The following is a 19738-nucleotide window of genomic DNA, read 5'->3' as shown; positions in this document are numbered from 1 at the left end:
GGCATCAGCCATACCCTGTGGAAGGAGGAATTGCCTGTGAGAGGAGGCTTGCCCTCTCCCACACTTGGAGCACCGGGCATCAGCCATACGCTGTGGAAGGGGAATTGCCTTTGGGAGGAGGCCCTCTCCCACACTTGGGGCATCAGCCATTCCCTGTGGGAGGGGGCTTGCCCCCGATGGCGGTCTTTCAGTCGCCGTAGATATCCGACTTGAAGTACTGCTGCGAGATTTTCTGATACTCGCCACTGGCGCGAATCCCGTCGATGGCACTGTTGAGTTCGCTGACCAACGCGGTATTGCCCTTACGCACCGCGATTCCCGCGCCTTCACCCACGTATTTCGGGTCTTTGAGTTCCGGGCCGACAAAGGCGTAGCCCTTGCCCCGCGGCATCTGCAGGAAGTCGTTCAATGGGATGGTGTCGGCAAAGATCGCATCCAGGCGCCCCGCCGCCAGGTCCATGTAGATTTCTTCGTTATTGCTGTAACGCTTGACGTTGATGCCCTTGGGCTCGAACACCTCGGTGGCGTAACGGTCGGTGGTGGTGGCGCGCTGCACGCCGACGGTCTTGCCCTTGAGGCTGGCGTACTGGTCATCCACCACCGCGCCGTCCTTCATCACCAGGCGCGATGAAGTGAAGTAGTACTTGTGGGTGAAATCCACCGACTTCTTACGGTCTTCGTTAATGGTCATGGACGACAAGGCCATGTCGATTTTCTTCACTTTGAGGGAAGGAATCAGGCCATCGAACTCGCCTTCGACCCACACACACTTGACCTTCATCTGCGCACACAGGGCATTGCCGATGTCGTAGTCGAAGCCGACGATCTTGCCCTCCTCGGTCTTGGAGGCAAACGGCGGATATGCCGCTTCGATGCCAATACGCAGGGTCTTCTCGGCGGCCAGCACATGGCTGGACGCAAACAGGCTGAGGGCCAGGGCGGGGATCAGGGCGCGTTTCTTCATGGAGGTATCTCGCAAGTTGTTGTGGGTTTTGGCAAGAGTGAAGAAAAAATGCAGCGTTGCTTTTGTACTTATAAATCCATACTGGACTTTTATGTACAACCCGTCAAATCCACCTCGTCGCTCCCTTTCGGAAGATACTAATTTGAACGTTCACGCACCCCACTCCCTCAATACTGAAGGACGACCTGGAGGTAAGCGCCATGGCAGCAAACAAGCGTCAAGCGTCGCAACCATCCGATTGGGATGCACAACTGGCGAGAAACACCGAACTGTTTTTCGAAGCCGACCGCCTGGAGCAGGCGGCCTACGACATTATCGGCACCAGCCTGGCGGATGCCGCCGCGTGGTTGCGCTTTACCGAGGCCAAGCAAGCGGCCGACGCTAAGCGCACCGAGGCATATCAGGACCTGATGCGCATTCGCCGCACCATGGAGCAGGAACGTGCCGACCCGCGTCCGCCCAAAACCGCGGAGCAAAAAAAACCCGACGGCACATGACTGCGCGGTCGGGCAAACGAAGCGACCAGCTTCAATAACGGGGTTTGACGGCTTTCCAATCCGGCTGATACCGCTGCATCTGTTTCACGTCATCGCGCTGGCGGATACCGCAGCTCAGGTACTGATCATGCAGCTTGCCCAACTGGTCATGGTCCAGCTCAAGACCCAGGCCGGGGGCGCGGGTGAGCTGCACACAACCGTCGACGATCGGCACTTTGCCGCCCTTGATCACCTCCTCGTCCGGCTCTTGCCAGGGGTAGTGGGTGTCGCAGGCGTAGTCAAGATTGGGCACCGAAGCCGCCACATGGGCCATCGCCATCAGGCTGATGCCCAGGTGCGAGTTGGAGTGCATCGACACGCCCAGGCCGAAGGTCTGGCACATCCTGGCGAGCACCTGGGTGTCACGCAGGCCGCCCCAGTAATGGTGGTCCGCAAGCACGATCTGCACACTGTTTTGCGCCACGCTGCGGCGAAACTCATCAAAGTCGGTGACCACCATGTTGGTCGCCAACGCCAACCCGGTGCGTTTGTGCAGGTCGGCCATGCCATCGAGGCCGGGGGTCGGATCTTCGTAATACTGCAGGTCGTCGCCCAGCAACTCGGCCATGCGGATTGCCGTGTCGAGGGACCAGTTGCCATTCGGGTCGATGCGCAGCGGCACGCCTGGGAAGGCTTTTTTCAGCGCCTTGATACACGCCACTTCATGCTCGGGGGCCAGTGCACCGGCCTTGAGTTTGATGCTTTTGAAACCGTAGCTGTCGATCATGTGCCGGGCCTGGGCGACGATCTGCTGCTCATTAAGCGCCTCGCCCCAGTGGTCGGGTGCGTAGGGCGAATCGACATGCTCGGCGTATTTGAAAAACAGATAGGCACTGAAAGGGATGCGTTCGCGGATCGCCCCACCCAGCAGGTCCACCAGTGGCACATTCAAGGCATGGGCTTGCAAGTCGAGTAAGGCCACTTCGAACGCCGAATAAGCATTGCTCACGGCTTTGCTGGCGTGGGAACCCGGTGCCAGTTCGGCTCCTGGCAGGCTTGTGGGTGCATGGGCGGCCACGGTGGCCTGGACGATGGCGCGCAGGCCGTTGAGGTTGAACGGATCGAGCCCGATCAACTGCGGTTGCACCCGTTGCTGGATCGCCAGCGCCGGGGCATCGCCGTAGCTTTCGCCAAGGCCGATATAGCCGGTGTCACTCTCCACTTCGATGATCGAGCGCAGGGCAAAGGGTTCATGGATACCGCTGGCGTTAAGCAACGGCGGATCGCGAAAAGCAATCGGGGTGACGGTGACGCGGACGATTTTCAAGAGGCGGCTCCCTGTGGGCCTGGACGCAAGGCGTGATGATGGGCGGACGTGGGCGGCATACCGCCGTGCGGCGCGGTACGGGCAAAAAACACCAGCACCGCCGCCACCAGCGAGGTCGCTGCCAGGCCATACAGCCCGCCCTCGATGGAACCAGTGGTCTGCTCAAGCAGGCCGAAGGTGGTGGGCGCAACAAAACCTCCGAGGTTGCCCACCGAATTGATCAAGGCGATCACTGCTGCCGCGATCCGCGCATCCAGATAACCCTGGGGGATGGGCCAAAACAGCGCCGAGGCGGCTTTGAATCCAATCGCCGCAAAACAGATCGCAACAAAGGCGAACACCGGCCCGCCAACGGTCGACATAAACATGCCCAGCGCCGCGATCACCAGCATCAGTGCGACCCAAGCCTGCTGGTGCTTCCACTTGCTGGCCAGGGAGGCAAAGCCGTACATCGCGACGATGGAAATCACCCACGGAATTGAATTGAACAGGCCCACCTGGAAGTCCCCCAGGTTGCCCATTTTCTTGATCATGCTCGGTAGCCAAAATGTGGCGCCGTAGATGGTCAGGGCAATCGAGAAGTAGATAAAACAAAACAGCGCGATCTGTTTGTCGGCCAACAGCTTGAACATCGACGGGCGGCTGACCTGGGCGGCTTCACGGGCCTGCTGCTCATGGTCGATGGCGCTGACCAATGCGTATTTTTCTTGCGCGCTGAGCCAGGTCGCCTCGCGGGGATGGGACTGCAGCCAACACCACACAAACCCGCAGAGCACGATGGAGGCAAACCCCTCGATCAGGAACATCCACTGCCAGCCGTGCAGGCTCAGGCCGCTCACGTTCAACAGCGCACCCGACACCGGCCCGGAAATCACCGAGGCGATGGCCGAGCCGCTCAAAAATACCGCCATGGCCTTGCCACGCTCGGCGGCCGGCAGCCACTGGGTGAAGTAATAAATGATGCCGGGGAAAAACCCCGCTTCGGCGGCGCCGAGAATAAAGCGCAGCACGTAGAAACTCGTCTCGCCCTGCACAAAGGCCATGGCCATCGCGGCCGCGCCCCAGGTGAACATGATGCGCGTCAGCCAGGCCCGCGCGCCGTAGCGTTGCAACAACAGATTGGAGGGCACTTCGAAAATCGCGTACCCAATGAAAAACAACCCGGCACCCAGACCGTAGGCCGCTGCGCCAATTCCCAGGTCGGTCTCCATGTGGCTGCGCACAAAGCCGATGTTGACCCGGTCGATGTAGTTGACGATAAACATCACCACGAACAGCGGCAGCACATGGCGCTTGACCTTGGCGGCCGCGCGGGCAAGCACGGCGGGGTCCGGGGGATTGTGGAAGGTATCCAAGAGCGACTCCCGATGATTGTTTTTGTAGGGACGCATCGATCATGGACGCCGGCCATTGTTCCCGTCTAATCTAACTTGGCATGGGATTGATACCGGGATTAGATCAATGTTCGAGTTGACGCAACTGCGCTGCTTTACCACGGTGGCCACCGAGCTGAATTTCCGCCGCGCCGCCGAACGCCTGAACATGACCCAACCGCCGCTGAGCCGGCAGATCCAATTGCTTGAGCATCATTTGGGCGTGGCGTTGTTTGCGCGGACTACTCGCAGCGTCACCCTCACCGCCGCCGGCCGGGCGTTTTTCATCGAAGCGCAGAACCTGCTCGAACGCGCCCAACAAGCGGCAATCACCGCGCGACGCTTTGCCGAAGGCGACATTGGTACGGTCAATATCAGCTTCGTCGGCAGCGCGGTGTATGAGTTTCTGCCCAAGGTGATTGCCGAAGCGCGGCTCAAGCAGCCCCAGGTCAAAATCGACCTGTCGGAGATGAACACCTATCAGCAATACGAAGCCCTGCGCGCGAGGCGCATCGACCTGGGCATCGTGCGCGCGCCGTTGCTGGAACCGGGCTACGCCACCGAATGCCTGGTGCGCGAGCCCTTTGTGCTGGCGGTGCCGAGCGCGCATCGCCTGGCCCATGCCGAGTCGGTCAGCGTCCACGACCTGGATGCGCAACCTTTCCTGATGTACGCCCACGCCGCTTACCCGCCGTTCAACGAACTGCTTACCGGCCTGCTGCGCTCGGCGCGCGTCGCGCCGGACTACGTGCAATGGCTGGGCTCCTCACTGACCATCCTGGCCTTGGTCAATGCCGGCATGGGCCTGGCCCTGGTACCGCGTTGCGCCAGCAGCGTGGTGTTCAAAAACGTAGTGTTCCGCGACATTGATCTAGGCGAAGGGGCGCAAAGCGAGCTGCACCTGATCTGGCGCGAAGACAACGACAACCCGGCATTCGCAATGCTGCTGGAGGGCATCCGCAACGCCGTGCGCGAGGGTTGGGCCTGAACGCAAGGCTACCTGCACGAACACACCGACTGCCGACAGTCATCCAATCCTCTCGAATACTTGCCTGATCCTCCGAACTTTCAGGTGCTCGGATAGATAGCCCTTGCGCAGTCGACTAGAGTTCGACGATGGGCGATCTATCGCCCTCCCTATAAGAAAAACCGTACCCCTAACCGAAGATCAGCAGGTGAGCCAGCCATGGAGCTACGAATCAACCAGAAGACCTACCAGGTCGATGCCGACGCCGACACGCCGTTGCTGTGGGTGATCCGCGATGACTTGGGGCTGACCGGCACCAAGTACGGCTGCGGTCTGGCTCAATGTGGCGCCTGCTCGGTGCTGGTGGACGGCAACGTGGTGCGTGCGTGCGTGACGCCGGTGGCCGGGGTGGTGGGCCGTGAGGTCACCACCATCGAAGCGATCGAAGCCGATGAGGTCGGCAAACGCGTGGTCAGCGCCTGGGTCGAGCATCAAGTGGCGCAGTGCGGTTACTGCCAGTCCGGGCAGGTGATGGCTGCCACGGCGCTGCTCAAGCACACCCCGGCGCCCACGGTGGAGCAGATCGATGCGGCGATGGTCAACCTGTGCCGCTGCGGCACCTACAACGCCATTCACGCCGCCGTGCAGGACCTGGCCACCGGGAAGGAGCACGCCTGATGAACACGCCTGAACTGATCCCCGGCCTGCCCCTCGGCGAACCGATCAACCTGTCCCGCCGGCGTTTTCTGGCCAGTACCGCCGTCGGCGCGCTGGTCATTGGTTTCGGCCTGCCGCTGGGCGCGTCCAGAGCCCAGGCCGCTGCCGGCGCAAGCGCCGAGCGCGGCACCCAGGTGCCGGCGTTTCTGGAGATTCGCCCCGACGGCAGCGTGCGCCTGCTCAGCCCGTTCATGGAAGGCGGCCAAGGCACCCATACCGCCATGGCGCAAATCGTCGGCGAAGAGCTGGACGCCGACCCCGCCACGTTCATCGTCGAAGCCGCGCCACCCGGCGACGCCTATGTGGTGATGGAAAACGGCATGCGCATCACCGGCGGCAGCATGTCGGTGCGCATGAGCTACCCGACTATGCGCCGCCTCGGCGCCCTCGCCCGCGCCATGTTGCTGCAGGCCGGCGCCGAACAGCTCGGCGTGCCAGTGGCACAGTTGACCACCCAGCCAGGCCGCGTGGTGCATGCCGCGTCCGGCCGCTCGCTGGGCTACGGCGAGTTGGCCGGCCGTGCCCTGGACATGCCGGTGCCCGACCCGGCCAGCGTCACCCTGCGCGACCCCAGCCAATTCCGCTGGATCGGCAAACCGGTCAAACGCGTGGACGCCTATGACAAGTCCACCGGCAAGGCCCAGTACAGCATCGACCTGAAAGTCGACGGTATGCTCCATGCCGCCGTGCAGCACGCGCCGCGCCTGGGCATGACGGTCGGCGGCCTGCGCAATCAGGCGCAGGTCGAGGCCATGAAGGGCGTGCATTCCGTGCATCAATTACCCGGCGCGGTGGCGGTGGTGGCCGAGCGTTGGTGGCACGCCAAGCGCGCGGTGGAAGCGATCCAGGTGGACTGGCAGGAACCGACTGCCGACTCAACGGTGCGAGCGATGCCGGCGGATTTTTCCAGCGACGCTTACCGTGACTTCCTCGCGGCCCAGCAAGGCCCGGCCCGTGACGATGAAAACGAAGGCGATGTGGCCGGCGCGCTGTCCAGCGCCAAAACCAAGGTCGAAGCGACCTACCACAACCAATATGTCAACCACGCACAACTGGAGCCGCCGTCGGCACTGGCGCGCTTCAACCCGGACGGTTCGCTGGATATCTGGCTGCCCAACCAGGCGCCGGACATGTTCCGCGCTGACATTGCCAAGCGCACCGGCCTGGCGCCCGAGCGCATCCATCTGCATTCGCCGCTGTTGGGCGGTTTCTTCGGTCGGCACTTCCTGTATGACTCGGCCAGCCCCTACCCCCAGGCCATCGCGCTGGCCAAGGCGGTGGGTCGCCCGGTCAAGTTGATCTGGAGCCGTGAGGAAGAATTCCTGCGCGATGTCTTGCGCCCGGTGGCGGTGGTCAAGTTCCGTGCCGCGCTGGACGCCGACGGCCTGCCCGTGGCCATCGAAGCGGTAAGTGCCACCGAAGGCCCTACTGAAGCCATTGCCGGCAAACAGGGCGACAAACTCGACCCCACGGCGCTCGAAGGGCTGTCGGGCAAGAGTTATGCGATCCCCAACAAGCGCATCGCGCAGATCTACGTCAAAGGCCCGGCCATGCTCGGCTACTGGCGTTCGGTGGGCAACTCCCTCAACGACTTCTTCTACGAAGCGTTCCTCGACGAGCTAGCCGACAAAGGTGGCCGCGATCCGTACGACCTGCGCCTGCACCTGCTGCGTGACAATCCGCGCCTGACCACGCTGCTCAAGGCGGTGGCCGAGTTGTCCGGCGGCTGGAAGCGCGGCCCCTACACCGCCGAAGACGGCACTCGCCGCGCGCGGGGCGTGGCCATGGCTTCGCCGTTCGGCTCCCATGCGGCGGTGATCGCCGAGGTGTCGATCGACAAAGGCCAGGTCAAGGTGCATCACATCTGGGAAGCCATCGATCCGGGCAGCATCGTCAACCCGGCCATCGTCGAGGCGCAGGTCAACGGCGCCGTGGCCCTGGGCCTGTCGCAAACCTTGCTGGAAGAAGCGGTGTATGTGGACGGCAAGCCACGGGCGCGCAATTACGACCTTTACCCGATCCTGCCACCTTCGCGGATGGCCCAGGTGCATGTGAAGATCGTGGAGAGCGGCGAAAAAATGGGCGGCATCGGCGAACCACCCCTGCCGGCCGTGGCGCCAGCGGTGGTCAATGCCGTGGCGCAACTGACTGGCCAGCGCGTGCGCAGCCTGCCATTGAGCCGACACACTTTCAGCTGACCGACCGAGACCGCCCATGAATAACCGATTCGCAAGAACCCTCGGCTGGTTGGCCGTGCCCTGCCTGGTCGCCGCCGGCGCGCTGGGGTGGTATGTCACCCGCCAACCTGTTACCGCGTTCGAGCAGGCGCCAGCCGCCGCATTTGACCCTGCCCTGGTCAGCCGTGGCGAGTACGTCGCGCGCCTGAGCGACTGCGTGGCCTGCCACAGCCTGCCCGGCAAGGCACCGTTCGCCGGCGGCCTGGAAATGGCCACGCCGCTGGGTAATATCCACGCCACCAACGTGACCCCGGACCCTACCCACGGCATCGGCCGTTACAGCCTCGCCGACTTCGACCGCGCCGTGCGCCACGGCGTAGCGCCGGGCGGGCGGCGGCTGTACCCGGCCATGCCCTACCCCTCCTATGCCAAGCTCAGTGACGATGATGTGCGGGCGCTGTACGCCTTCTTTATGAAGGGCGTACAACCGGCCAACCAGGCCAACCTCCCCAGCGACATCCCCTGGCCGCTGAACATGCGCTGGCCGATTGCGCTGTGGAACGGGCTGTTCGCGCCAAACACCCCCTATGCGGCCAAACCAGCCCAGGATGCGTTGTGGAACCGTGGCGCCTACATCGTCCAGGGCCCCGGCCATTGCGGCAGTTGCCACACTCCGCGTGGCCTGGCTTTCAATGAGAAAGCGCTGGACGAAGCCGGTAAGCCGTTCCTCGCCGGCGCCCTGCTCGACGGCTGGTACGCCCCCAGCCTGCGCCAGGACCCTAACACCGGTCTGGGCCGCTGGAGCGAGGCGCAGATCGTGCAGTTCCTCAAGACGGGTCGCAACCAGCACGCGGTGGTGTACGGTTCGATGACTGAAGCGTTCAACAACTCGACTCAGTTCATGAGCGACGACGACCTGGCGGCCATCGCCCGCTACCTCAAGTCACTGCCTGGCGACCCACAGCGCGACGGCGCCCCCTGGGCCTACCAGGCCGTGGCGGCCAACGCTCGCGCGGACGCCCCCGGCGCCCACACCTACGCCACCCGCTGCGCTTCCTGCCATGGCCTGGACGGCAAAGGCCAGCCCGATTGGATGCCGCCGCTGGCGGGCGCCACTTCGGCCCTGGCCACAGAAACCGCCTCGGCCATCAACATCACTCTCAACGGCGCCCAGCGCGTAGTAGCCGCCGGCGTTCCGGACGCCTATCGCATGCCGGCCTTCCGCGAGCAACTGTCCGACCAGGACATCGCCGAAGTGCTGACCTACGTGCGTAGCACCTGGGGCAACCACGGCAGCGCGGTCGAGGCCAAGGATGTGGGCAAACTGCGCGAGCACACCGATCCGGCGAGCAGCACGCCGATCATCTTGCAGATGCGCTGAACTGCGGCGTCACACCAACGAGCGGGCAAGCTCTGCAGATGCAAAGCTTGCCCGCCAAGGCCGCAGCACTGCCGCGCCTAACGGCCTACTGCCTCATCCAGAAAACGCACCACGCCTTTCAACGCGTATTCAGCGGCAAGCACCTGCACCTGTTCTCGCGAACCGATGAAGCGTTCCTTGCGGCTGAATACCTTGACCGCGCCGTTGAGGTGATAAGCCCAGGCAAAGCACACGGTGCCCGGTGGAATGCCGTCGATGCTGTCAGGCCCCAGCAGGCCGGTAGTGGCAACAGCCACCTGGGCAGGGCTGTCGCGTAAGGCGCCCTGGGCCATTTCGCGGGCCACTTCGCAGCTGGTGAGGTTGAACGTCTTGATGGTGTAGGCACTGACGCCCAATAAGCGTTGCTTGGCCTCCTCGGAATACACCACGTACCCGCACTCGATACATGCACCACTGCCCTCGACTTGGGACAGCAACGTAATGATCTTGCCGGCCGTGCACGACTCGGCGGTGGTGAGCAGCAAGCGGTGTTGTTTCAGGCAGTCAATGGTGGCTGCGGCGATGGACATGGTCTTTCCTCCTTGCAAAAGTCTTCGGCCCGCACACTGCGTGCGCTGATAGAGCTAGACGGCGTCACTCATAAGGAATGACGGAGATCTTGCCGTTGCGTTCAAGAATGGCGAAGCGGATCTGCCTCAGTTCGACGATGCCCTGGGCAGAGCGCGCGGCCTCCAATACATCCTCGGCATCCAGCCGAGCACGCTTGAGGCGTTCGGGCAGCAAACGGCCATGCTCCACCAGCACCGTTGGCCCGCCATCGAGTACCCGGGCCAACCAGGTGAACCGTTGTTTGATCAGGGACAACCCGATGTCGATGGCGATCAGTGTCGCAATCACCAACACCGCATTGGTCAGGGAAAAGTCATCGCCCAACAAGGCTTGCTGGGTGGCCTCGCCGATGACCATCAGCAGCACCAGATCGAAGGTGGTGAGTTCGGCCAGGGAGCGCCGACCGGCAATTTTGAACAGCACCATCAGCACCAGGTAAATGGCGGCGGCGCGCAACACTGAATCCATGTGTACCCCCTAGGGATAAATGAACTGAGAAAATTGCAGCGCCGCCCCTGCGCCCAGCGCCACTTGAGTGTCGAAACGGCCTACGCCGTCACTGCGCAGATTCAGACGCAAAACTGCCTGGCCTTCTGCGTCGCTGAGCACCCACAGCTTGAACCCCTGACCCGCCGCGCTGGCCTTGAGCGGTTGAGGTTGCAGCATCTCGACGTTGAACCCTTGGAGCAACTCGCCTTCGATGCGCGCCTCAAGCGCGGTGTTGGGTTGACCGCGTAAGTGGATCACCAGCGTGTCGGATGCACCGTTACGCAGGAAGCGTTGATACTCCACGCGCACCTGACCATCGGCACTGTGCACCTGGGCCTCACTGAGCGGCCCTTTTGAAAACAGGCCGCCCAAGGTCAACGCCACCAACAGCAGCAACCCGTACCAGCCCCAACGTTCGAAGCGCCAGACCTTGCGCTGAAGAGTCATGTCTTCGCGCACCGGGTCACGGCGACTGCACAGTTCGCCCTGAGGCTCTCCGCTCTCCATGTCGTTATCAACCTTTGCTGTGTTCGGGTGACGACGGCCCCTTGGTCACACCCCGCGGACCGGCAATGCTCCAGATAACCGCGCCGACAAACGGCAGCAGGATCACCAATGCGGTCCATCCCAGCTTAGTGCGCGAGATTTTGCTGCTGCGCCAGACGCTGTTGATGATCCACAGGTCGAGCAATACCAGAATGACGGCCACGCCTGCCCAGAAGTAAGTGGTTTGCATACGGCACCTCCTATTCAGTGATGCACGTTTAGGCCCTGCACCGAGTGTAGAGGTTCACTCTATATGCAAGCGAAGCGGCAACTAAGCGAAGCGGCATAACAGCTATCAGTTCAATATCAAAGACCACACCGACACATTAAAAACTTATACGAAGCGGCGTTAACAAGACCATTTTGTACAAGTTATTCCGAGCAACTACCGCTCATCGTCATTTTCAAAAATTCTTCAAACATTCCCGTCAGTGCCGTTATCGGAGTTGATGCCTGTTGTTGCAATGGGCACTCATATAACCAACCTTGATTAGATAGTGGAGATGCATCATGCCTACCAGTAATAAAAACCCTGGCAACTTCGCCAATGATCATGAACGCGCATCCGAGGCCGGGCGTAAAGGCGGCCAAGCGTCCGGCGGCAACTTTGCCAACGACCGCGAAAAAGCCGCCCAAGCTGGCCGCAAAGGTGGACAGCACAGCCATGGCGGCGGCCGCACGTCGTAAGTTCGCCAGCACACGGGCGCGATACAAATGCAACTTTCGTGACGTTCTAAAGCTTGCCTATACATCAAGACTGAACAGCACGCTTTACTGATTAGCGTGCGCCAAAGGCAACTTCACTAATGAAAGCTGCATAACCTTTATAACCATGAGGTAAACGACAATGAGCACTCAGGATAAAAAAGGCCAAACAAGCGTTAACGAAGCGGGCAGCAAAGGCGGCCAACACAGTGGAGGGAACTTCAAGAACGATCCACAACGGGCCGCCGAAGCCGGCAGTAAAGGCGGCCAACACAGCGGTGGCAACTTTGCCAATGACCGTGAAAAAGCCTCCCAAGCCGGACGTAAAGGAGGGGAACACAGCCACGGTGGCGGGCACAGCAGTTGAGGCGCCAATGCAGGGGAGCCACGCCGCTCCCCTGTTTTTCCCTGAGCCTGTGTGCTGACGCCGGTCTCTAACGGCTCAGCACGCCGTAACAGCGCGCCCGGGGTCCTCAGGATTGCTCCTCGTCCTGGCGCCCTTGGATGTCTGCACGACACGCCGCCAGGATTTCATCGGCCAGTGCCGAGTCGTCCGGGCAGGCCCGTGACATGATCAACCCACCCAGCACCTGCGCCATCAACGCAAGGTTGGCGGCACGCGCCGCCGCTGGGTCTTGTTCTTCACCGTCGGCTTTTGCCTCGTGCATCGCGCTTAGTTGGGCCTCGATGCCGGCGGCAAATGCAGCGCGAACCTCGTCTTCCTTGCGTGCCGCGTCACTGCATAAGGCCGCCAGTGTGCACCCCGTAGCGCGCTGATCGCGGTGTTCACGCGACAAGTAGAGGTTCACGAATGCTTCGGTCGACGCCCCCGCCGTGCGGGCGGCGGACTCTGCCAGGCCGCACGCCGACGCTTGCGCCATCAGGTCGGCCTTGGATTCGAAGTGTTTGTAGAACCCACCTTGGGTAAACCCTGCCGCTGCCATCAAGTCAGCGATGCCCACACCGTCATAACCACGCTCGCGAAACAGCGCGGACGCGGTTTGCACGATGTGCGCGCGATTGGCCTGGGCCTGTTGTTTAGAGACTTTCATCGTCCACCTGAAACTTATCCGTACAGGCCGCAAGCATACATTGATGTCGACCAACATCAAAACGTTGACTTTTTAGATTTCGGTCGTAATCATTAGCGCACTTTCCATCACTGCGGCATTCCTTAGGATACTCACCATGACTTCGCTCCCCGCTGTTCTGATCACTGGCGCCTCCTCCGGCATCGGTGCCACCTATGCCAAGCGCTTCGCCCGCCGTGGCCATGACCTGGTGCTGTTGGCTCGCGACAACGCGCGCCTGGAAACACTGGCTGCACAACTGCGCCAGGAAAACGGCGTGGCCGTGGAGGTGTTTCAGGCCGACTTGACCCAGGCCGCCGACCTCGCTGCGCTGGAAACCCGCCTGCGAGAGGACGCCCGTATCGGCATCCTGATCAATAACGCAGGCATGGCGCAGTCCGGTGGCATCGTTGACCAGAGTGCCCAGGCGCTCGACCAATTGATCGCGCTGAACGTGGTGGCGCTGACGCGTCTGGCCGCCGCCGTGGCACCGCGCTATGCGCAGGCCGGTAACGGTTCGATCATCAACCTGGGCTCGGTGGTGGGTTTTGCGCCTGAGTTCGGCATGTCGGTATATGGCGCGACAAAGGCATTCGTCCTGTTCCTGTCCCAAGGGTTGACCGTGGAATTGGCCGCCAAGGGCGTGTACATCCAAGCCGTTCTGCCCGCCGCCACCCGCACCGAAATCTGGGAACGCGCCGGCATCGACATCAACGCACTGCCGGAAGTGATGGACGTGGATGAGCTGGTGGACGCGGCGCTGCTGGGGTTCGACCGCCGCGAGCCAGTGACCATCCCGCCGCTGCACGTCGAAGGCCGTTGGGACCAACTGGATCAGGCGCGCCAGGGGCTGCTCTCGGATATCCGCCAGGCGCGCGCCGCCGAGCGGTATCAGGCGCAGTCCTGAGCAAACGTCATTAGCCGCTCATTTCCTTCAATGGCATCGGGCCCAAGGCAGTTTTGAAAGCACTGACCTTCAAACGCTACGGCAAAGCCCCCGGATATTGGCGTTGAACAGGTGCTGAGCGGCTATGACGGCGTGAAAAAGCCGCGGGGTGCTCAAACCCGGCGACCAGATCGCTTCGGCCCACTGGACAAAGCCCTCGCCACGTCACGCCGCGTTCATTATTCAGCCTCCGGCGCCCAGCGGCGAAACAGCACGCTGGCGTTCACACCACCGAATCCGAATCCATTCGAGAGCGCATGGGTAATTGGCAACTGTCGCGAGTTCAGGGCGACCAGATCAAGGCCGTCGGCTGCCTCATCGGGATGATTGAGGTTGAGCGTGGGTGGCACCACTTGGTCGCGAAGCGCTAGCACCGTGAACACCGCTTCAATGCCTCCGGCTGCGCCAAGCAGATGCCCGGTGGCGGACTTCGTCGAACTGATCGCGACACTGGCGCCGCTCCCGAAAACCGAGCGAATCGCTGCCAACTCGCCTTTGTCGCCGACCTGGGTGGAGGTTGCATGCGCGTTGATGTGCTGAACGTCGGCGGGACTCACCGCCGCCTGGCGCAGCGCCTGCTCCATGGCGCGACGTGCGCCGCTGCCGTCCTCCGGACCGGCCGTCAGGTGATACGCGTCAGCGCTGGTGCCATAGCCGACCAACTCCGCCAGGGGTTTGGCCCCACGCCTGAGGGCGTGCTCCAGTGACTCGATCACCAATAAACCGGCACCTTCGGACATGACGAAGCCATCACGATCACGATCGAACGGTCGCGAGGCTGCCTGCGGGTGCTCGGCAAACCCCGTGGATAGCGCGCGGGCCGCTGCGAAACAGCCTAGGGTCACACGGTCTATCGCGGCCTCGGTACCGCCGCATATCGCGATATCCGCCTCACCGGCCCTGATGATTCTGGCCGCGTCGCCGATAGCCTGTACCCCTGCGGCGCAGGCCGTGACGGGAGCGCCGAGCGGGCCTTTAAAGCCGTGACGGATGGAGACGTGCCCGGCCGCCATATTGGCGAGAAATGAAGGTGCAGTGAATGGCGACAGTCGGCGAGGACCACGCGCATCGGTGGTGCGGACAGCGTCGGCAATCGCGCCGAAGCCACCCACGCCCGATGCAATGATCGTCGCCGTCCGCTCTTGGTCCGTGACCTCTGTTGGATGCCAGCCGGCCTGCTCCAGCGCTTCGTGCGCCGCCACCAATGCAAACTCGATGAAGCGATCCATCTTTTTGCGATCCTTGGCCGAGATGATGCGCTCCGGGTCGTAACCGGCGATGGCATCCTCTTCGAGAGACGGCACCTGGCCGCCTACTGCGATGCCCGTACCCTCAGTAATGTCGTCAGGCAGGTTGCGGATACCAGAACGCCCGGCCAGCAATCTCTTCCAGACTTCCTCTACTGCGCACCCCAAAGGCCCGACAATGCCGACGCCGGTGACCACGATTCGCTTTTGAGCTTCGAGATTACTCATTGAACCCTCTTCATTTTTTCAGTCGCCGCCCACGCTACAGCGATGAGGTGCACGGCGAGAGGACGGGATGGCGCCCCATCCACTGGGTTTGCTTACTTAATTCGCGGGCTCGGTTTGACCTGCATTGTCAGGACGGATCTTGAACCAAATGGCGTACATCGCCGGCAGGAATACCAGCGTCATAACGGTGCCGACTAACGTGCCTCCGATCAGCGTGTAGGCCAGGGTGCCCCAAAACACCGAATGGGTCAGCGGGATGAATGCCAGGATCGCCGCCATCGCCGTCAGCAGCACCGGACGAGCCCGCTGCACGGTGGCTTCGATGACGGCGTGAAATGGATCCAAGCCTTCCTGAGCGTTGTGATGGATCTGCCCAATTAAAATCAGCGTGTTACGCATCAGGATGCCCGACAGCGCGATGAGACCAACCAGGGCGTTGATACCAAATGGTTGATGAAACATTAGCAGGGTCGGCACTACGCCAATCAGCCCCAACGGTGCTGTGAAAAACACCATGATCATTGCCGAGATCGAACGTACCTGAACGATGATGATCAGCAGCGTCAGGGCAATCATGATGGGTAGCAACGGCACTATCGCCTGGCCGGCCTTGCCCGACTCCTCGATTGCGCCCGCTTGCTCGATCCGATAGCCGTTGGGAAGCGTGTCGATAATCGGCTGCAGTTGCTTGACGATCACACCCGACACATCAGGTGGTTGAAGACCTTCGTCAATATCGCCGCGCACGGTGATCGTCGGGGTACGGTCACGGCGCCGGAGAATGGGGTCTTCCATACGCACATCCACCTCTGCGACCTGGGACAGAGGGATACGCTGGCCCGCCGCGCCCACCAATGTAAACCCCTCGATCCGAGCCGGATCCAGGCGGATGTCACCCGCGGCGCGCCCCACCACCTGCACTGAACGAATGTCTTCACGAACCGCTGTGATCGGCACGCCGGTCAGCAAGAACTGCAACTGCTGGGCGACTGCGCTGGAGGTCAGCCCTACCGCCTGCAAGCGATCCTGATCCAAGCGCAAATGCAAGGTCGGTGTCAGTGGGCCCCAATCGCTATTGACCGTCCTCATCAACGGGCTCGCTTGCATGACCGCATGTACGCGCCCGGCAATCTCGCGCAGCTTGGTCGGGTCAGGCCCCATCACTCGGTAGGCGACAGGGAAAGGTGAATACGGACCGAACACAATTTGCGTCGCCCTGACACGGGCCTCTGGGGCGAGCCCTGCAGCAACAGCTTCGCGCAAACGGACCTTGAGGGTTTCGCGCGCTTCCTGACTGGCCGTGAGCACCACAATCTTGGCGAACGATGGGTCCGGCAGTTCGGGTGCCATCGCCAGGAAGAAACGCGGCGCGCCCTGGCCAATGTAGGCGGTGATGACTTTTGCCTCTTCCTGCTGTTGCAGCCAAGCCTCGACTTTTGCCGCGGTGGCACTGGTCTGTTCGATGGAGGTTCCGTAGGGCATTTGCACCTCGACCATCACCTCGGGACGGTCCGACGTCGGGAAGAACTGCTTCTTCACCAGCCCCATGCCCAGAACGGCTACAACAAACAACGTAATAACCGTGCCAGCCACCACCCACTTGAGGGCGATGACCCGTGTCAGGACCCGGCGGAAGCGGTTGTAGCGGGGAGTATTGTAGATAGCAGCATGCCCACCCTCGACCGGCTTGATCTCTGGCAACAACTTCACGCCCAGGTAAGGGGTGAAAGCCACTGCGACAATCCAGGACGCAATCAACGCAATGCCCACGATCCAGAACATATTGCTGGTGTATTCGCCGGCAGTGGACTGGGCAAAACCGTTGGGCATGAAGCCAACCGCCGTTACCAGTGTGCCGGAGAGCATCGGCGCGGCCGTATGACTCCAGGCATACGCCGAGGCCTTGATGCGGTCGTAGCCCTCCTCCATTTTCACCACCATCATTTCGATAGCAATGATCGCGTCATCTACCAGCAACCCGAGCGCCAGGATCAATGACCCGAGGGTAATACGGTCGAAGTTCTTTCCGGTGGCCGCCATCACCACAAACACGATCGCCAGTGTCAATGGCACGGCAGCGGCGACCACCACGCCCACACGCCAGCCCATGCTGAGGAAGCAAACGAGCATCACCACCAGCAGCGCGACAAAAAACTTGACCATGAACTCGCCTACGGCCGAGTCGATGTTGACGGCTTGATCGGTGACCTTGGTCAGGGTCATGCCCAGTGGCATGTGCTCATTGATTTTGCGGGTCTCGGCGTCCAGCGCCTTGCCCAGATCCAGGCCGTTCCAACCTTCACGCATGATGACCCCCAGCAGCAGGGCCTCTTCTGCGTTATTGCGCACCACAAAGGTGGCCGGGTCTTCATAACCACGCTCGACAGTCGCCACATCGGAAAGCTTGAGCGTGCGCCCCTGAGCCACAATCGGTGTATCGCGAATCTTCTCCAGCTTATCGAAGGCACCGTCCAGGCGGAGGAAGACTTGCGGCCCGTTGGTGTCGATCGAACCGGCCGGCGTCAGTACGTTCTGATCATTCAACGCGGCAAAGATGTCCTGAGGCGCAATGCCCAAAGTGGCCAACCGATCATGGGAGAAGGACACAAAAATGCGCTCGGCCTGCTCGCCGATGATATTGACCTTCTTCACGCCCGGCACATGCAAGAGTTGCTGACGCAACGACTCCGCATCACGCACCAACAGGCGCTGCGGCTCGCCTTTGGCTTTGAGAGCGAACAGCGCGAACGTCACGTCCGAATACTCGTCGTTGACCAATGGCCCGATCACACCCGCCGGTAGCTTGGTGGCCTCGTCGTCGAGTTTTTTGCGCGCCTGGTAAAACTCCTCCTGCACTTGCGACGGCGGCGTGCTGTCGAGCAGCGACACCATGGTGAAAGCAAGACCCGGCCGCGTGTAGGTTTCCGTGCGGTCGTACCATTTCAATTCCTGCAAACGCTTTTCAAGGGGCTCGGCTACCTGGTCCTGCATCTCCTGCGCGGTTGCGCCGGGCCACGCGGTAATGACTGTCAGCTGCTTGACCGTAAACGGTGGATCCTCCGCACGCCCCAGCTTGAAGAACGCCAGGGTGCCTGCCACCGAGATCAGAAAGATCAGAAACACCGTGATAGATCGCTCACGAACGGCGATCGCTGAGATATTGAAGCGGCCTTCGCTCATGGATGGCTCCCGGCAACGTTGGCTTGATCCTGCCCGGGCACTCGCACTTCTTCGCCATCACGCAACAGATGGGCGCCTAACGCTACGATCTGCTCACCGACCTTGAGATCGCCTGCCACGCGCGCGGCATCGTCGCTCAACCCCAGCACTTGAACAGGGCGCCAAGAAACTTTTGCCGGTGAGCCGGCGATCACCCACACGCCTGTGCCTTTGCCTGGGTCATAAAGGGCCGCGATGGGGACTCGCAAAGCCTGCGCTTGCGCGGCGCCTTCTGCGATGCGCAGGGTAACCGTCGAACCTATCGGCGCATTGGTCAGCGCGCCCGCCAGCACGTACCGCGCCTCAAACGTGCGCGTGGCTTGGTCGGCAGAGTCGGAAAGCAGCCTCAGCTTCGCAGTCACTGCGTTGGCGGTATCTCCATAAAGCGTCGCTTGCGCAGTGGAACCTGGGGCAGGACGCAACGTCTCGGGCAGATGCACGATGGCTTCGCGCTGACCTGCGCGCGCCAGTCGAACCACAGGCTGCCCCGGGCTGACGACTCGCCCGGGCTCGGCGAGCGTCTCCACCACGACACCGTCGGAGTCGGCAAATAACACTGCGTAGCCAGAAGCATTGCGGGCTACGTCAGCCTGCGCTTCAGCGGCGCTAAGCTGCGCCTTTGCGGTATCCGCTGAGGCTTTGATCTGGTCATAGGCCGATGCAGAAATAGCGCCTGCGGCTACCAGGCTGCGGTATCGCGCCTCGTCATCGGCTGTCTGCTTGGCTCGGGCTTTGGCGGCGATGACCGACTCTTGCTGTGCTCGCGCCTGCAACCCGAGGTCGATAGGGTCAAGGCGCATAAGCGGCTGACCGCGTTTAACGCTCTGGCCGGTTTCGACCAACCGCTCAAGAATCTTGCCGGAAACCCGAAAGCCCAGATCGCTCTGCACGCGGGCCGCCACTACCCCTGTGAATGAGCGTGAAGCCTCTGAGGCACCCTCAACCGTTCCGGGCCTTACCAGCGGAGCCTGCGTGCGCGGATCAACAAGATTGGAGGAGTCACCACACGCCGTCAGGACGAGAGGCAACAAGCAGGCGGCAATGGGGAAAGGTCGGAGCCGGAGCATAGGTTCCCTTATTAAATAGAGAGAGCAGGAGCGCTATATTCAGACTGGTGACCATTATTGTCAACAGTCACAAATCAAGAATCCAGCTGGACCTTAGCCGTGCAATGCCCCTTACGCGAAAGCTCTAGATGCCCCTTCACTCAGACTGGATCGGTACAAGGCGACGTTTTGCAAGGGCTGCATGTAAGGCAGTCGAGGGTTATTTTCTAGCCATGCCTGAATTTAACTCA

Annotated in this window: 17 protein-coding genes and 2 pseudogenes; 8 read left to right on the top strand and 11 right to left on the bottom strand. The window is 61.7% G+C overall.

Annotation, left to right across the window (positions count from 1 at the left end; translation table 11 throughout):
• Positions 1-187 precede the first annotated feature (187 nt).
• Positions 188-964, bottom strand: coding sequence for an L-arginine-binding protein AotJ (aotJ, locus tag QRN41_RS09730; protein WP_167417424.1), 777 nt, complete (start codon positions 962-964; stop codon positions 188-190).
• A gap of 200 nt (positions 965-1164) precedes the next feature.
• On the opposite strand from aotJ, the gene QRN41_RS09725 reads away from it, so the two are divergent.
• Positions 1165-1461 (top strand): hypothetical protein, encoded by a 297-nt coding sequence (locus QRN41_RS09725; protein ID WP_167417423.1) that lies wholly within the window; start codon positions 1165-1167, stop codon positions 1459-1461.
• A 31-nt stretch (positions 1462-1492) separates the two neighbouring features.
• Here QRN41_RS09725 and QRN41_RS09720 read toward each other — a convergent pair whose 3' ends face one another.
• Together QRN41_RS09720 and QRN41_RS09715 are read right to left on the bottom strand one after the other, a co-directional pair.
• The gene (locus QRN41_RS09720; protein ID WP_040267923.1) at positions 1493-2767 is read right to left on the bottom strand and encodes a glucarate dehydratase family protein; all 1275 of its coding nucleotides are present in this window, start codon (positions 2765-2767) and stop codon (positions 1493-1495) included.
• The gene (locus QRN41_RS09715; RefSeq protein WP_425326815.1) at positions 2764-4158 is read right to left on the bottom strand and encodes an MFS transporter; all 1395 of its coding nucleotides are present in this window, start codon (positions 4156-4158) and stop codon (positions 2764-2766) included. Before QRN41_RS09715 ends, QRN41_RS09720 begins: the two co-directional genes overlap by 4 nt.
• Positions 4159-4228: 70 nt before the next feature.
• Here QRN41_RS09715 and QRN41_RS09710 point away from each other — a divergent pair, with 70 nt between their 5' ends.
• The 4 genes from QRN41_RS09710 to QRN41_RS09695 all read left to right on the top strand — a co-directional run bounded on the left by QRN41_RS09710 (position 4229) and on the right by QRN41_RS09695 (position 9382).
• Positions 4229-5128, top strand: a complete 900-nt coding sequence (locus QRN41_RS09710; RefSeq protein WP_040267922.1) for a LysR family transcriptional regulator — start codon at positions 4229-4231, stop codon at positions 5126-5128.
• Positions 5129-5326: 198 nt separating this feature from the next.
• A complete protein-coding gene (locus tag QRN41_RS09705; protein WP_034112956.1) occupies positions 5327-5785 on the top strand; it encodes a (2Fe-2S)-binding protein in 459 nt (152 codons plus the stop codon).
• Positions 5785-8022, top strand: a complete 2238-nt coding sequence (locus tag QRN41_RS09700) for a xanthine dehydrogenase family protein molybdopterin-binding subunit (protein ID WP_099312864.1) — start codon at positions 5785-5787, stop codon at positions 8020-8022. The genes QRN41_RS09705 and QRN41_RS09700 overlap by 1 nt, the downstream gene beginning before the upstream one ends.
• A gap of 16 nt (positions 8023-8038) precedes the next feature.
• Positions 8039-9382: a c-type cytochrome gene (locus tag QRN41_RS09695; RefSeq protein WP_285421494.1), complete on the top strand. Its 1344-nt coding sequence runs from the start codon at positions 8039-8041 to the stop codon at positions 9380-9382.
• 77 nt (positions 9383-9459) lie between these two features.
• Here QRN41_RS09695 and QRN41_RS09690 read toward each other — a convergent pair whose 3' ends face one another.
• The 4 genes from QRN41_RS09690 to QRN41_RS09675 form a co-directional block, all read right to left on the bottom strand.
• Entirely contained in the window at positions 9460-9951 is a 492-nt protein-coding gene (locus tag QRN41_RS09690) for a CinA family protein (protein ID WP_034137781.1), read from the bottom strand.
• A gap of 64 nt (positions 9952-10015) precedes the next feature.
• Positions 10016-10459 carry a DUF421 domain-containing protein gene (locus QRN41_RS09685; protein WP_034097307.1) on the bottom strand — a complete coding sequence of 148 codons (444 nt, stop codon included), beginning with the start codon at positions 10457-10459 and terminating at the stop codon, positions 10016-10018.
• 9 nt (positions 10460-10468) lie between these two features.
• Positions 10469-10987: a hypothetical protein gene (locus QRN41_RS09680; RefSeq protein ID WP_285421493.1), complete on the bottom strand. Its 519-nt coding sequence runs from the start codon at positions 10985-10987 to the stop codon at positions 10469-10471.
• Between the two features lie 7 nt (positions 10988-10994).
• A complete protein-coding gene (locus tag QRN41_RS09675) occupies positions 10995-11216 on the bottom strand; it encodes a PLDc N-terminal domain-containing protein (protein WP_034137779.1) in 222 nt (73 codons plus the stop codon).
• A 344-nt stretch (positions 11217-11560) separates the two neighbouring features.
• Here QRN41_RS09675 and QRN41_RS09670 point away from each other — a divergent pair.
• Both QRN41_RS09670 and QRN41_RS09665 read left to right on the top strand, forming a co-directional pair.
• Positions 11561-11713 (top strand): annotated as a pseudogene (locus QRN41_RS09670) (con-10 family general stress protein); the annotation flags it as partial.
• Positions 11714-11912: 199 nt separating this feature from the next.
• Positions 11913-12098, top strand: a pseudogene (locus QRN41_RS09665) (con-10 family general stress protein); the annotation flags it as partial.
• Between the two features lie 106 nt (positions 12099-12204).
• Here the strand turns inward: QRN41_RS09665 and QRN41_RS09660 are convergent.
• Positions 12205-12783, bottom strand: coding sequence for a TetR family transcriptional regulator (locus tag QRN41_RS09660; protein WP_285421492.1), 579 nt, complete (start codon positions 12781-12783; stop codon positions 12205-12207).
• 136 nt (positions 12784-12919) lie between these two features.
• On the opposite strand from QRN41_RS09660, the gene QRN41_RS09655 reads away from it, so the two are divergent.
• Positions 12920-13708: an SDR family NAD(P)-dependent oxidoreductase gene (locus tag QRN41_RS09655; protein WP_285421491.1), complete on the top strand. Its 789-nt coding sequence runs from the start codon at positions 12920-12922 to the stop codon at positions 13706-13708.
• Positions 13709-13926: 218 nt separating this feature from the next.
• Here QRN41_RS09655 and fabF read toward each other — a convergent pair whose 3' ends face one another.
• From fabF to QRN41_RS09640, 3 genes are all read right to left on the bottom strand, one after another.
• The gene (gene fabF / locus QRN41_RS09650; RefSeq protein ID WP_285421490.1) at positions 13927-15222 is read right to left on the bottom strand and encodes a beta-ketoacyl-ACP synthase II; all 1296 of its coding nucleotides are present in this window, start codon (positions 15220-15222) and stop codon (positions 13927-13929) included.
• A gap of 96 nt (positions 15223-15318) precedes the next feature.
• The gene (locus tag QRN41_RS09645) at positions 15319-18402 is read right to left on the bottom strand and encodes an efflux RND transporter permease subunit (RefSeq protein ID WP_285421489.1); all 3084 of its coding nucleotides are present in this window, start codon (positions 18400-18402) and stop codon (positions 15319-15321) included.
• Positions 18399-19508: an efflux RND transporter periplasmic adaptor subunit gene (locus QRN41_RS09640; RefSeq protein WP_285421488.1), complete on the bottom strand. Its 1110-nt coding sequence runs from the start codon at positions 19506-19508 to the stop codon at positions 18399-18401. The genes QRN41_RS09645 and QRN41_RS09640 overlap by 4 nt, the downstream gene beginning before the upstream one ends.
• Positions 19509-19738 lie beyond the last annotated feature (230 nt).

Source organism: Pseudomonas sp. efr-133-TYG-23, assembly GCF_030209215.1.
Taxonomy (GTDB): domain Bacteria; phylum Pseudomonadota; class Gammaproteobacteria; order Pseudomonadales; family Pseudomonadaceae; genus Aquipseudomonas; species Aquipseudomonas rhodesiae.
This window is presented reverse-complemented; position numbering and strand designations above follow the sequence as displayed.